The organism is Microbacterium elymi (genome assembly GCF_021582895.2).
Taxonomy (GTDB): domain Bacteria; phylum Actinomycetota; class Actinomycetes; order Actinomycetales; family Microbacteriaceae; genus Microbacterium; species Microbacterium humicola.
The window spans coordinates 3,434,550-3,446,177 of the sequence record NZ_CP091139.2 but is presented as its reverse complement, the minus strand read 5'-3'; the positions used below and the strand labels follow the sequence as shown (position 1 = coordinate 3,446,177).

13 protein-coding genes, 1 tRNA gene and 3 pseudogenes are annotated in these 11,628 nt (G+C 69.3%); 3 read left to right on the top strand and 14 right to left on the bottom strand.

Annotated elements, in window-relative coordinates; translation table 11 throughout:
• Positions 1 to 47: 47 nt before the first annotated feature.
• Positions 48 to 920 (bottom strand): alpha/beta hydrolase, encoded by an 873-nt coding sequence (locus tag L2X98_RS18795; RefSeq protein ID WP_259611874.1) that lies wholly within the window; start codon positions 918 to 920, stop codon positions 48 to 50.
• Positions 921 to 1,372: 452 nt separating this feature from the next.
• On the opposite strand from L2X98_RS18795, the gene L2X98_RS18790 reads away from it, so the two are divergent.
• A complete protein-coding gene (locus tag L2X98_RS18790) occupies positions 1,373 to 2,314 on the top strand; it encodes an FUSC family protein (protein WP_259611873.1) in 942 nt (313 codons plus the stop codon).
• A 239-nt stretch (positions 2,315 to 2,553) separates the two neighbouring features.
• Here L2X98_RS18790 and L2X98_RS18785 read toward each other — a convergent pair whose 3' ends face one another.
• Positions 2,554 to 2,904 (bottom strand): hypothetical protein, encoded by a 351-nt coding sequence (locus L2X98_RS18785; RefSeq protein ID WP_259611872.1) that lies wholly within the window; start codon positions 2,902 to 2,904, stop codon positions 2,554 to 2,556.
• A gap of 75 nt (positions 2,905 to 2,979) precedes the next feature.
• Positions 2,980 to 3,405: a hypothetical protein gene (locus tag L2X98_RS18780; protein ID WP_259611871.1), complete on the bottom strand. Its 426-nt coding sequence runs from the start codon at positions 3,403 to 3,405 to the stop codon at positions 2,980 to 2,982.
• 58 nt (positions 3,406 to 3,463) lie between these two features.
• Here L2X98_RS18780 and L2X98_RS18775 point away from each other — a divergent pair, with 58 nt between their 5' ends.
• A complete protein-coding gene (locus L2X98_RS18775) occupies positions 3,464 to 4,024 on the top strand; it encodes a TetR/AcrR family transcriptional regulator (protein ID WP_259611870.1) in 561 nt (186 codons plus the stop codon).
• Positions 4,025 to 4,257: 233 nt separating this feature from the next.
• Here the strand turns inward: L2X98_RS18775 and L2X98_RS18770 are convergent.
• From L2X98_RS18770 to rplU, 11 genes and pseudogenes are all read right to left on the bottom strand, one after another.
• Positions 4,258 to 4,334: transfer RNA gene (locus L2X98_RS18770), tRNA-Ala, on the bottom strand.
• 74 nt (positions 4,335 to 4,408) lie between these two features.
• The gene (rsfS, locus tag L2X98_RS18765) at positions 4,409 to 4,786 is read right to left on the bottom strand and encodes a ribosome silencing factor (RefSeq protein WP_259611869.1); all 378 of its coding nucleotides are present in this window, start codon (positions 4,784 to 4,786) and stop codon (positions 4,409 to 4,411) included.
• Positions 4,783 to 5,382 (bottom strand): hypothetical protein, encoded by a 600-nt coding sequence (locus tag L2X98_RS18760; protein ID WP_259611868.1) that lies wholly within the window; start codon positions 5,380 to 5,382, stop codon positions 4,783 to 4,785. Before L2X98_RS18760 ends, rsfS begins: the two co-directional genes overlap by 4 nt.
• Positions 5,303 to 5,824: a hypothetical protein gene (locus L2X98_RS18755; RefSeq protein WP_259611867.1), complete on the bottom strand. Its 522-nt coding sequence runs from the start codon at positions 5,822 to 5,824 to the stop codon at positions 5,303 to 5,305. The genes L2X98_RS18760 and L2X98_RS18755 overlap by 80 nt, the downstream gene beginning before the upstream one ends.
• Positions 5,825 to 5,870: 46 nt before the next feature.
• Entirely contained in the window at positions 5,871 to 6,467 is a 597-nt protein-coding gene (nadD, locus tag L2X98_RS18750; protein WP_259611866.1) for a nicotinate-nucleotide adenylyltransferase, read from the bottom strand.
• Positions 6,468 to 6,475: 8 nt separating this feature from the next.
• Positions 6,476 to 6,700, bottom strand: coding sequence for a hypothetical protein (locus tag L2X98_RS18745; protein ID WP_259611865.1), 225 nt, complete (start codon positions 6,698 to 6,700; stop codon positions 6,476 to 6,478).
• A gap of 90 nt (positions 6,701 to 6,790) precedes the next feature.
• Positions 6,791 to 8,052: pseudogene (locus L2X98_RS18740) on the bottom strand (glutamate-5-semialdehyde dehydrogenase).
• Between the two features lie 9 nt (positions 8,053 to 8,061).
• Positions 8,062 to 8,929: pseudogene (gene proB / locus L2X98_RS18735) on the bottom strand (glutamate 5-kinase).
• Positions 8,926 to 10,438 (bottom strand): annotated as a pseudogene (obgE, locus tag L2X98_RS18730) (GTPase ObgE). Before obgE ends, proB begins: the two co-directional pseudogenes overlap by 4 nt.
• An 81-nt stretch (positions 10,439 to 10,519) precedes the next feature.
• Positions 10,520 to 10,777 carry a 50S ribosomal protein L27 gene (rpmA, locus tag L2X98_RS18725; protein ID WP_259611864.1) on the bottom strand — a complete coding sequence of 86 codons (258 nt, stop codon included), beginning with the start codon at positions 10,775 to 10,777 and terminating at the stop codon, positions 10,520 to 10,522.
• A 19-nt stretch (positions 10,778 to 10,796) separates the two neighbouring features.
• A complete protein-coding gene (gene rplU / locus L2X98_RS18720) occupies positions 10,797 to 11,105 on the bottom strand; it encodes a 50S ribosomal protein L21 (RefSeq protein WP_259611863.1) in 309 nt (102 codons plus the stop codon).
• A 253-nt stretch (positions 11,106 to 11,358) separates the two neighbouring features.
• Between rplU and L2X98_RS18715 the strand changes: the two genes are divergently transcribed.
• Positions 11,359 to 11,625, top strand: a complete 267-nt coding sequence (locus tag L2X98_RS18715) for a DUF4031 domain-containing protein (protein WP_259611862.1) — start codon at positions 11,359 to 11,361, stop codon at positions 11,623 to 11,625.
• The last annotated feature ends 3 nt before the right edge of the window (positions 11,626 to 11,628 follow it).

Genomic DNA, 11,628 nt, shown 5'->3' with positions numbered 1-11,628 from the left:
ATCGGAGCGCCAACGGGACCGGCAAATCCGCGAACAGCCGGTCGCAGTCACCCCACGGTCAGTCGCTGTGCGCCTCGATGAAGGCGACGGTGCGCTCGAGAGCGGTGCGGGCTTGCGGCAGGCTCGACAAGAACTGGTATTCGTGCTTCAGTCCACCGTCCTTCCAGAACAGCACGTCGGTCACGACGCCTCGAGAGCGCAAGCTCACGGGCGAGCTCCTTCGACTGGGACTCGAACGGATCCGCGTCGCCGACCGTCAGGAACGTCGGCGGATACGCCGCGCTGGCCTGCACCGTCGTCGACAGCTGAGCGATGAAGGGCGCGCGCTCCCAGTCGTCGTACCCGGTGTACGAGGACATGTAGCGCTGCAGGTGCGGGAAGCGGGTGGCTGCGACGGTGCTCATGTCGAACAGACCGCAGTAGAGGATGACTCCCCGCAGGCTCGCGCTGTGGAGCGACGGCTCGAGCGCGAGGACGCCGGCGAACACGGGGTTCGTGACGACGACGGCCAGTTCACTCGCGATCTGCGCACCGGCGGAGTCGCCGCCGACGAAGACGCGCTGCGGGTCGCCACCATACTCGGCGATGTGGTCACGGATGAACCCGAGGGCGGCATTCGCCTGCCGAACGGGAACCGGATGCCGCGACTCGGGCGCGAGCGAATAGTCGAGGCTCGCCACGATGTAGCCCTGGCCGGCGAGCCGGCGAGTGAACGGCGCGAGTCTCGCCGCCGACCCGGAGACGTACCCCCCGCCGTGGATCCACAGCACCACCGGCTTGGGCGAATTCTCGCGCTCCCCGAAGATCAGCAGGTGTGCGTCGGACGCATCCGGAGTCGGGATCGTGACGGTCGGCCACTCGGTGACGGCATCGGCAACGGCCGCGTCGGCCTGCGGGGCGCCGACGGCGACCTGTGCCACGGGGGGCTCCGGCTGCACTGACACGTGATACCAGCCCGCCGTCACGGTGGCGACCGCGACGAGTGACGCGGCGACGCGGATCAATCGCCGCTGCCACAGGCTCGGGCGCCCGGGCTCTCGCATGCCGTTCGTGATCGTTCTCCCCAGATTCGTCGCCGTATCGGGTACACGCGCGACAGAGGCGCGTCGCACTCGCGCGCGGCGCCTGCTCAGCGTAATCCAGGACGACGGCGATGAACAGCCGCGGCTCCGCAACCTGGTCTGGCGTGCGTGTGCTGTGTCGATGACGATGGCACCAGGCGGCCTGTTGGCCATGGCACGGGCGTCTGCGATCGACGTTGCGATTCCTTCTCTACGCTTGAGGTGTGGCGAGTTCCGGGGGGCGTGTGTGGACGGGGGTGTTTCGGATCGTCCCTTCCCGCGGCGATCACCGGGTTGCGTTGCGGGCGGCCGTGAGCGTCGGCGTGCCCTTACTGATTCTGTGGGCGGTCGGGCGGCTCGACCTCAGCATCTATGCGAGCTTCGGAGCGTTCGCCGCTCTGTACGGCCGCAACGACGGTTTCGCGGACCGCGTGCGCATGCAGGCAAGCGCCGGTGGTGTTCTGCTCGGCGCGATGCTCGCGGGCACCGGGCTCTCCGTCGTCGGGGCACCGGCACTGGTGTCGGTGGTCGCGGTGTCCGCAGTCGCGTCACTGATCACCCTGGTCGCCTACGCGATGCGGTGGCATCCGCCCGGATCGCTTTTCGTGGTGTTCGCGACCGGCGCGACGGCCAGCATCCCCGCATCCGCCATGAGTTTCCTCAACGTCATCATCGTCGGAGGAGCGAGCGTCATGTTCGCACTGCTGGTGACCGTCGTCGCCGCCGCGCGCTCCATACCGACGGCAACACCGGGCATATCGCCCCGGCGGGTGGGAAACATCGCGTGGGAGATGGCGGTCACCGTTGGGGCCGCCGCGATGCTCGCGGGTGTGATCGGGTTCGCGCTGCTGGACTCCCACTGGTACTGGGCAATGGTCGGTGCAGTGGCGGCGGTCAGTGGCGCTCGTGTGAATGCACGACTGATCCGCGGACTGCAACGCCTTGTCGGAACGCTGCTGGGAGTGCTGGTGGCTGCCGGCATCCTCGCTCTGCACCTTCCGCCCGTGGCCGTCATCGCCGTCGCCGTCGTGTGTCAGGTCGGCGCAGAGATGTTCGTCGGGCGCAACTACGGCATCGCGATGATCTTCGTCACGCCACTCGCGCTGCTCATGGTGGAACTCGCGGCGCCGACGCCCGCGGACGTGCTACTTCGCGACCGGGCGCTCGAGACCGTGATCGGCGTTGCCGCGGGTACGCTGATCGCCGTCATCTCTGCCGCACTCCGGAAGACTGACCAGTCGTCTGCGGCCTAGACGATCTGCCCACCAGGTGAGTGCAACAGCGTCTGTGCGGTGCAGGTGATCTCTACCGACTCAGTAGCTCCGATGGGCACGAACCTGACGATGCGTTCGCCGTGCTCCGCGGCAAGCGCATCCGATCGAATCTCATGGGAGATGGCTCAGCTCGATCAGAACTTCGATTTGTGGGGCGGGAGGTCAATATTCAACGACGAAAAGGCGTCAATCTTCGACCGACGTTGACACCTGGTCCCTCAGTTCACGGTGACGGCGTTCTTCTTCGCCCGGCTGCGATTGCGGAGGGTGACGATCAGCACGACAATCGCCACTCCGATCGTCATGATCCCAAGGTTGACGAGGCCGTAGGCCCAGAACTCTCCTTCATCGAACTTCAGCGGGAAGCCTGTGGGGGCGGGCCCGAAAGCGCCTTGTTCAGTGGCTCCGCCGAAACCGCCTTCTCCTGCCATCCAGCCCAGGAGCACGGCGAGCGTCTGGAACGTGAAGAGGATCGCCTCGATCACGAGATAGAGCAGCGTCGCGATCAGCCGTGACCGGACGAAGAGTCCGATGAGAACGACCAGTACGGGGGTGACCAAGAGGTTCATGAGTATCTCCAATCTGATGCGGTAGGTGGGGTTTCCATAGCTGGTGTCCCGACGTTGACCGCGCCGAGACCACCGCTACGCGAGCGTTGCCAGGATGCAGACGGTGAGCATGGTGAACCATCCGAGGGCTCCGATGATCGCGTGGAGCGCGGGAAGAGGGCGCCTGAATCCGAGTACGTCTTTCACTACCGCACCGTAACTGCCGGCCTTGGCGATGCGGTGCCGCGCGCGGTAGCTCGCGAACATGAGGAGGTCGCCGAAGACCTGACCTGCCGTGATGACGGCAAACGCGGCCCAGGCGATCCACGGCTGCATCGTTACGAGGAAGACGATCCAGAGCACGATGCTCATGCCCTGCAACGTGACGTGGGCTGTGACCTTCTTCGTGGGAAAGTCCGCAGTGCGGTGACGCCGCCAGGCCGCGAGGGATGCCACGCCGAGGATGGCCGTGGTCGCGAGGAAGACGAGTACGAGTCCTGCCAGGAGCGCGATGGGTGACATGGACCCATAATACTACGGCCATAGTGTTTCGTCACTGCGGTCATAGTAGAGTAGTTCCATGACGAGTCATCGAGACCGCGCGATCTCCGCAGCGATCGATCTGCTGGCCAGCGGCGGCATCCGCGCGCTGACCCATCTGCGCGTGGACGAACGCGCCGGGTTCCCGCGGGGGTCCACCTCGAACGTCTTCCGCACGCGTGAAGCGCTCCTGCTCGGTGTCTGCGAGTACATGGTCGCGAGCGAACTGCCCGAGATCGCCACCGGCTTCGCAGCGAGCACCCCCGATGAGTTCGCCGAGTCACTGACGGCGCTCTTCCGCTACCTGGTCGGCCCGTCGCGCACGATGACGACCGCGCGGCTCGCGCTGATCGTCGAAGGGGGCCATGACGCGGCAGTGCGGTCCGCGCTCGCTGCGGGCAGGGTCGGCATCGAGCGCTCGATCCTGCCCGCCCTCGTGGCACTCGGCGCGCCGGATCCGCTGCTCGGCGTGCAGTTGATCGCGACCTGCTTCGAGGGCCTGTTCCTGCATGTGATCGGGCGGCACGCGCACATCGACGCGGAGGCGGTCATCGCGGCTACGGTGCGCACCATCTTCGCCCCCGTCGACACCGCGCGCTGACGCCCCCGGGCATGTCCGGGAGCGCCGTATGTCGACAGGCGGTAGATCGACGCCCGGCTCTGATGAAGTGGTCACCAACCTGATGTGAGGCGATCATGTCGGCGGCGTGGCATGTACGGTCTCGGTGAGAGTCGATCGACTCCTGACCTCAGCCGGAGCGGCACGCAAGCTCGGAAACGTCAAACGGGAACCCGTCACATCTTCCGATGTCGCGTGTTCCCGTAAGATACTTTTGGTGGACCTGAGGGGACTCGAACCCCTGACCCCCTGCATGCCATGCAGGTGCGCTACCAGCTTGCGCCACAGGCCCGAACTCGGCCCCGGAACCGCCGGGGCAACCCGTTCAGATTACTACATCCGGCAGACGGAGAGAAATCGACCCGGTCACTCCGCGCGGGCAGGCTCCGCCTGCTCGATCGGCACCGTGGGGCAGTCCTTCCAGAGCCGCTCCAGTCCGTAGTACACCCGCTCCTGCTCGTGGAAGACGTGCACGACGAGGTCGCCGAAGTCGATGAGCACCCATCGTGCTTCGTGCCGGCCTTCGCGCCGCAGGCGCTTGTGACCGGCCTCCAGCAGCTGGTCCTCCACGGCATCCGCGATCGCCGCGACATTGCGCTCGCTGCGACCCGAGACCACCAGGAAGATGTCGACCAGCGGCAGCGGCTCGGACACGTCCAGCGCGACCAGGTCCTCGCCGCCGGTGTCCTGCGCGGCGCGTGCGGCGATGGCCAGCATCTCTCGCGCCTGATCGGTCGCGGTCACGAGATGACCCCCGACGCCAGCGCGTACACGAGCACTCCCACCAGAGCCAGGGCGAGCACCCCGGCCGTGATCGCCAGTGTCAGCATCAGCCTGCCGCTCTTCTCCGGCGTGGGCGGCTGGATGATGTCCTGGCTCGTCTTGATCGTGCTGACCGCGGCGCTGGCCGCGATCGGCGTGGGCGAGGAGTGCGCGGGCAGCTCGCCGTCGACCAGTACGGCGTCGATCTCGCGGCCGTCGGCGGTCCCGAGCGCGTGGCCGGTCGAGCCGAGGCCCTCGGGCAGCGCGAATGTGCCGGTGACCAGCACCTCGCCGGTCCCGCCGATCGGTCCGACCAGCGGGGCGGCCGACGCGTGCGACATGATCAGCGCGCTGGGCGCGGACACGGATCCGGTGGTGTCGACATCCCGGCCCAGCAGCTGTTCGAACGACGACGCCGACTCGGCCTTGTCGGCCTTGCCGGCCAGCAGCCCGGCCCCGAACATCGGATTCAGAACCGCCCGCTCCTCGGCGATGGGCTCAGGCGCCTGCTCCGCCGCCGCCGCGGGCGACTCGTCCGGCCGGACATCCTCGTCGGGCTCGGCGTTCAGCTCGCGCAAGCGCGTCGGTCGCGGCATCCGTCGCCGGCGCCGCGTCCTCGACAGGTGCAGCCTGTCCGGCGACCTCCGGCTCGGCGGCGGGGTCGTTCGCCTCGGGCGCCGTCTTCTCGTCCGGCGTCGCCGGCGACGGGTCGATCACCGTGACGGCGCTCGGCACCGATGCCGCCGAGGCGGACACATCAGGCGTGATGACCGGCACGGATGCCGTGCGGATGCGCTCCTGCTGGCGCGCCTGGCGCCGGGTCAGCGGCGAGGCGCCGAGGTCGACGGCGGCATCCGGGACGGGCGCCGTGTGCACGTCGACCGGAACGGCGGCACGCGGCAGAGGCGCCGGTGCGACCGGTGTCTCCGGCGTCGCCGCTGGGGCCGACTGCGGCTCGGCCGCCTCGGGGTCGCCGTTGGGTACGACCACCGGGGTCGCGCCGGTGTTCCGCAGGCTCACGCAGCCTTTCGAGTCAGCGGCGGGGTGCTCGGCTGATCGGGTGTGCTCATGCCTTGCTCCGATAAAGATGATACTTCGCAATGTACTGGACGACCCCGTCGGGCACGAGGTACCACACGGGATGGCCCTCGCGCACGCGCTCTCGACAGTCCGTCGATGAGATCGCCAACGCGGGGATCTCCAATTGGCTCACGCCGCTGCTCGGGAGGCCGTCCGTGTTCAGGACATGTCCAGGCCTTGAGACCGCGACGAAATGGGCGAGATCCCACAACTCATCATGGTCCCTCCAACTGAGAATTTGCGCTACGGCGTCGGCGCCCGAGATGAAGAACAGCTCGGCACCGGGGCGCTGCGTCTGCAGCTCCCGCAGGGTGTCGATCGTGTACGTCGGACCGCTGCGGTCGATGTCGACCCGGCTCACGGTGAACTGCGGGTTGGATGCCGTGGCGATCACGGTCATCAGGTACCGGTGCTCGCTCGGGCTGACCTCGTGCTTCTGCCAGGGGCGGCCGGTGGGCACGAACACGACCTCGTCCAGCCCGAACGACTCGGCGACCTCGGATGCCGCGACCAGGTGTCCGTTGTGGATCGGGTCGAAAGTGCCGCCCATCACCCCGATGCGGAGCGCTCGCGTCGCCGACATGCGTGGGCCTAGTGGCCGTGTCCTGTCTGCTGCAGGTCTGCCGCGTGCTCCTCGGCGTAGGCCGCCGCCTTGTGCGCGTGCCGGTTGGACACGTTCTTGTACGACAGGGTGACCAGGCCGAGGAAGGCGAACACCACGAGCGCCACGATCGGGTACCAGACGGTCTCGAGCATGACGTTGCCGGAATGCTCGGCCTCTTCGGCAGCGAGGGCGATCAACGAGGCGAAGGTCATCGGGACTCCGTTCACGGGGTGGGCAGCATCCACACGGTCAGCAGGGTGCACAGCCACGGCGGCGCGCGCACCGCACCCCAGTCTAGGCGCTCAGCCGCGGACCTGCCCGGCACCGCGCGCGAGCCACTTGGTGCTGGTCAGCTCCGCCAGTCCCATCGGCCCGCGGGCATGCAGCTTCTGCGTCGAGATGCCGACCTCGGCGCCGAACCCGAACTCGCCGCCGTCGGTGAACCGGGTCGAGGCGTTCGCCATCACCACCGCCGAATCGACCTCGGCGAGGAAGCGCTCGGCGTTCGCGTCGTCCATGGTGATGATCGACTCGGTGTGGTGTGTCGAGTACCGGCGGATGTGCGCGAGCGCGGCATCCAGATCGTCGACCACCCGCATCGACAGGTCCAGGCTCAGGTGCTCCTGAGCCCAATCGGCCTCATCGGCCGGCACGACATCGGATGCGAGGGCCGCGACGTCCGCGTCGCCGTGCACGGTGACACCGGATTCCTGCAGCGCGGTCACGACCGGGCCGACCAGTCGCGGTGCGGCGGCCCGATGCACGAGCACCGTCTCGACGGCGTTGCACACGCTCGGCCGCTGCACCTTGGCGTTCACGACGATGTCGCGCGCCCAGTCCAGCGGTGCGGTCTCGTCCAGGACGATGTGCACGACGCCGGCCCCGGTCTCGATCACCGGGACGGATGACTCGGTCACGACCGTCTCGATCAGCTCCGCGCTGCCGCGGGCACCAGCACGTCCACGATCCCGCGCGCCTGCATCAGCTCGCGCGCCCCGTCCCGCCCGAAGTCGTCGACGGTCTGCACGGCCTCGGGATCCACTCCCGCGGCATCCAGCGCGTCGCGGATGGTCGCCACGAGTGCGGCGTTCGTGCGCAAGCGCCGCGGTGCCGCCGCGGAGGACCACCGCGTTGCCCGAGCGCAAGCGCGAGCGCGGCGATGTCTACCGTCACGTTCGGCCGCGCTTCGTAGATCGCACCGACCACCCCGAACGGCACCGACACCTTCTGCAAGCCGGACTCCGCCCGGCAGCGTCCGCTCGTCCAGCACGCGACCGACCGGATCCGGGAGCACGGCGACCTCGCGCACGGCCGCCGCCAGCGCGGCGACCCGAGCCGCGTCCAGCCGCAGGCGGTCCTGGAGTGCATCGGAGAGGCCGCCGGCCGCACCGGCGGCGAGATCCTCGCGGTTGGCGGCCACGATCTGGTCCGCCGCCGCCTCGACGGCGTCCGCCACGGCCAGCAGCGCATCCCGCTTCCCAGCGTCATCCAGCAGCCCCACCGAGCGGGACGCGGCCTGGGCGCGCAGCATCCGCTCGCGGGCGGTGGCAGCAGGCGGGGTCATCGGCTCAGTCTATCCAGCGGGCGATGCGCCGGCCCCGGCCGCGGCCGTTTGTGACGCCAGGTGCAGGGCGCCGGTGAGCGTCGATTCCACGGGCGCGGGATTGGGGTCGAACCAGGTGCCCACCGCCTCGCCGGACAGCGCCTGTGCCACCAGATCGGCGCTGGTGACCAGCGTCCCGATCCCGAATGACGCGGCCAGCCGGGCCGCCGAGACCTTGGTGGCCGCTCCCCCGGTGCCGACGCTGTTGACCACGACCGAGCCGAACTCGAAGGCGCCCAGATCCTCGCCGAACGCGACCCGCTCGATCGGCCGCGCCGAGGGCTGTTCCGGGGGCGCCGTGTACAGGCAGTCGATGTCACTGAGCAGCACGAGCGCGTCGGCGCGGATCAGCCGGGCCACCAGGGCCGCGAGCCGATCGTTGTCGCCGAAGCGGATCTCGTGCGTGGCCACAGTGTCGTTCTCGTTCACGATGGGCAGGATGCGCAAGCGCGAGCAGGCGCTCCATCGCACGCCGGGCGTTCGACCGGTGCACGCGGTTCTCCAGGTCGCCGGCGGTCAGCAGCACCTGGCCGGCCACGATGCCGAACTCGCGCAGCGCGGCCTGGTAGCGGTAGATCAGCACATTCTGCCCGACCGCCGCCGCCGCCTGCTGGGTCGCCAGGTCGGACGGGCGGGTCTCCAGCTCGCAGGTACGGCATCCCGATGGCGATCGCGCCGGATGAGACGAGCACGACCTCGGTGCCGCGGGCGTGCGCGGCCGCGAGGGCGGACACCAGCGGGGGATGCTGCCGGCCCGGTCACCGCTCACCGATGACGAGCCGACCTTCACGACGAGGCGCCGCACACCCGGCAGCGCCTTCCGATCCACCGCTGTCATCGGTCGTCCCCGTCCTCCTCGTCCCCGGTACGGGACAGGCGCTGTGCCTCCAGCTCGGCGCGGGCAGCCGCCTTGGCGTCCATCCGCTCGTGGTAATGCTCACGCCGCTGCGCGGTGGTCCGGCGCGAGCTCGGGTCGACACGCGGATCGGAGCCGCGCGGAGCCGTCATCAGCTCGGCGGTCGACGACAGGGACGGCTCCCAGTCGAAGACCACACCGTCGCCCTTGCCGATCACCACGGCCGCGCCCGGGACGGCGCCGGCACGGTACAGCGCGTCCTCGACGCCCAGCTTGTCGAGTCGGTCGGCGAGGAATCCCACCGCCTCCTCGTTCTGGAAGTCGGTCTGCGCGACCCAGCGCTCGGGCTTGGCGCCCAGCACCCGGTACAGCGGCCCGTAGGTGCCGCCTTCGACGCGCACCTCGAACTCGCGCTCGGACCCCTGCGGGCGGATCACCACGCGCGGGGGCGCCGGCTGCGAGGCCGCCTCGGCGCGATGGGCGGCGATGATCTCGCCGAGTGCGAAGCTGAGCTGGCGCAGGCCTTCGTGGCTCACGGTGGAGATCTCGAACACGCGGTAACCGCCCGCCTCGAGCTCGGGGCGGACGAGCTCGGCCAGGTCCTTGGCGTCGGGAACGTCGATCTTGTTCAGCACGACCACCTGCGGCCGGTCCAGGCAGCGGCACCTGCCCCTCCGGGACGGGATAGGCGGCAAGTTCGGCGCGGATGACCTCGAGGTCGGTGAGCGGGTCGCGCCCGGCCTCCAGGGTCGCGCAGTCCAGCACGTGCACCAGTGCGGTGCACCGCTCGACGTGGCGGAGGAACTCCAGCCCGAGCCCCTTGCCCTCGCTCGCACCCTCGATCAGTCCCGGCACGTCCGCGATCGTGAAGCGGATGTCACCGGCCTGCACGACTCCGAGGTTCGGGTGGAGGGTGGTGAACGGGTAGTCGGCGATCTTCGGCCGTGCGGCCGAGACCGCGGCGATGAGACTGGACTTGCCCGCCGAGGGGAAGCCCACGAGCGCCACGTCGGCCACGGTCTTCAGCTCGAGGACGACCTGGCCCTCCCAGCCGGGCGTGCCCAGCAGCGCGAATCCGGGCGCCTTGCGCTTGGCGGTGGCCAGCGCCGCGTTGCCGAGGCCGCCGCGCCCGCCCGGAGCGGCCACGAAGCGCATCCCCGGCTCGATCATGTCGACCAGGACCTCGCCGTCCTCGTCACGGACCACGGTGCCCACCGGAACGGGGAGTTCGACCGATTCGCCCAGCGCGCCGGACCGGTCATCGCCCATGCCGAACCCGCCGTTGCCGCCGGAGCGGTGCGGCGAGTGGTGGTACGACAGCAGCGTCGTCACCTGGGGGTCGGCGACCAGGACGACATCCCCGCCGTTGCCGCCGTTGCCGCCGTCCGGACCGGCCAGCGGCTTGAACTTCTCACGGCGGACCGAGACGCACCCGTTCCCGCCGCTGCCTGCGCGCAGGAACAGCGTCACTCGATCGACGAAGGTGACCATGACGCTCCTGAAGTGTCGGGGATATGCGACGAGGGGCGAGCCGAAGCCCGCCCCTCGTCATGATGCCGCATGCGGCCGGGATCACTCCGCGGCAGCGACGATGTTGACGACCTTGCGGCCGCCCTTGGTGCCGAACTGGACGGCGCCGGCCGACAGCGCGAACAGCGTGTCGTCACCGCCGCGGCCGACGTTCACGCCGGGGTGGAAATGGGTGCCGCGCTGGCGGACGATGATCTCGCCGGCGCCCACGGCCTGACCGCCGAAGCGCTTCACGCCGAGGCGCTGGGCGTTGGAGTCGCGGCCGTTGCGGGTGGAGCTTGCGCCCTTCTTGTGTGCCATCTGTGCGTCTCCTCTGGCCTTACTTGATTCCGGTGACCTTGACGCGCGTGAGGTCCTGACGGTGCCCCTGGCGCTTCTTGTAGCCGGTCTTGTTCTTGAACTTCTGGATCACGATCTTCGGGCCGCGCTCCTCGCCGAGCACCTCAGCGGTCACGGTCACCTTCGCGAGCTTCGCGGTGTCGCTGGTGACGGCGTCGCCGTCGACCAGGAGCACGGCGGGCAGTTCGAGGGTCTCGCCGATCTTGGCCTTCTGGCGGTCGAGGACGACGATGGTGCCGACCTCGACCTTCTCCTGCCGGCCACCGGCGCGCACAACTGCGTAAACCACTTCACACCTGTTTCGTCTGGGAGCGCACGGCTCCGGTTGTCTTTCGAGACTCTGCTCTTTTCGAGACTCTGCTCTCTTGCGAGCAGCGCTCTTGGGAAAGATGAAGTCACGGTGCTTCACGGCCGGCCGACGGCCGCGCCGGTCGACGCACGCCTTGACGGCGGCACGACGGGGCGCACCAAGGATCTACTTTACCGGATGCCGCGCCCCCTGGCAAAAGCACCCCGCGGGCGGCGCCCGTAGGATCGATCGGGTGACGATCCTGATCGACGACCCGCGCTGGCCCGCGCACGGACGACTGTGGTCGCACCTGGTCAGCGACCGCTCGCTGGACGAGCTGCACGCGTTCGCCCAGGCCAACGGCATCCCTCGTCGCGCGTTCGATCTGGACCATTACGACGTCCCGGAGGAGTCGCACGCGCGGCTGGTCCAGGCGGGCGCCCGGCCCGTGGACGGCCACGAACTGGTGCGCCGCCTGATCGCCTCGGGACTGCGGGTGCGGGCGCGCGACCGGTACTGACCT

Coding starts and splice junctions, on each gene's coding strand:
- L2X98_RS18785 (WP_259611872.1), bottom strand. CDS start 2,904: ATGAACCTCTTGGTCACCCCCGTACTGGTCGTTCTCATCGGACTCTTC.
- L2X98_RS18775 (WP_259611870.1), top strand. CDS start 3,464: ATGACGAGTCATCGAGACCGCGCGATCTCCGCAGCGATCGATCTGCTG.
- rpmA (WP_259611864.1), bottom strand. CDS start 10,777: ATGGCACACAAGAAGGGCGCAAGCTCCACCCGCAACGGCCGCGACTCC.
- L2X98_RS18745 (WP_259611865.1), bottom strand. CDS start 6,700: ATGACCTTCGCCTCGTTGATCGCCCTCGCTGCCGAAGAGGCCGAGCAT.
- nadD (WP_259611866.1), bottom strand. CDS start 6,467: ATGTCGGCGACGCGAGCGCTCCGCATCGGGGTGATGGGCGGCACTTTC.
- L2X98_RS18780 (WP_259611871.1), bottom strand. CDS start 3,405: ATGTCACCCATCGCGCTCCTGGCAGGACTCGTACTCGTCTTCCTCGCG.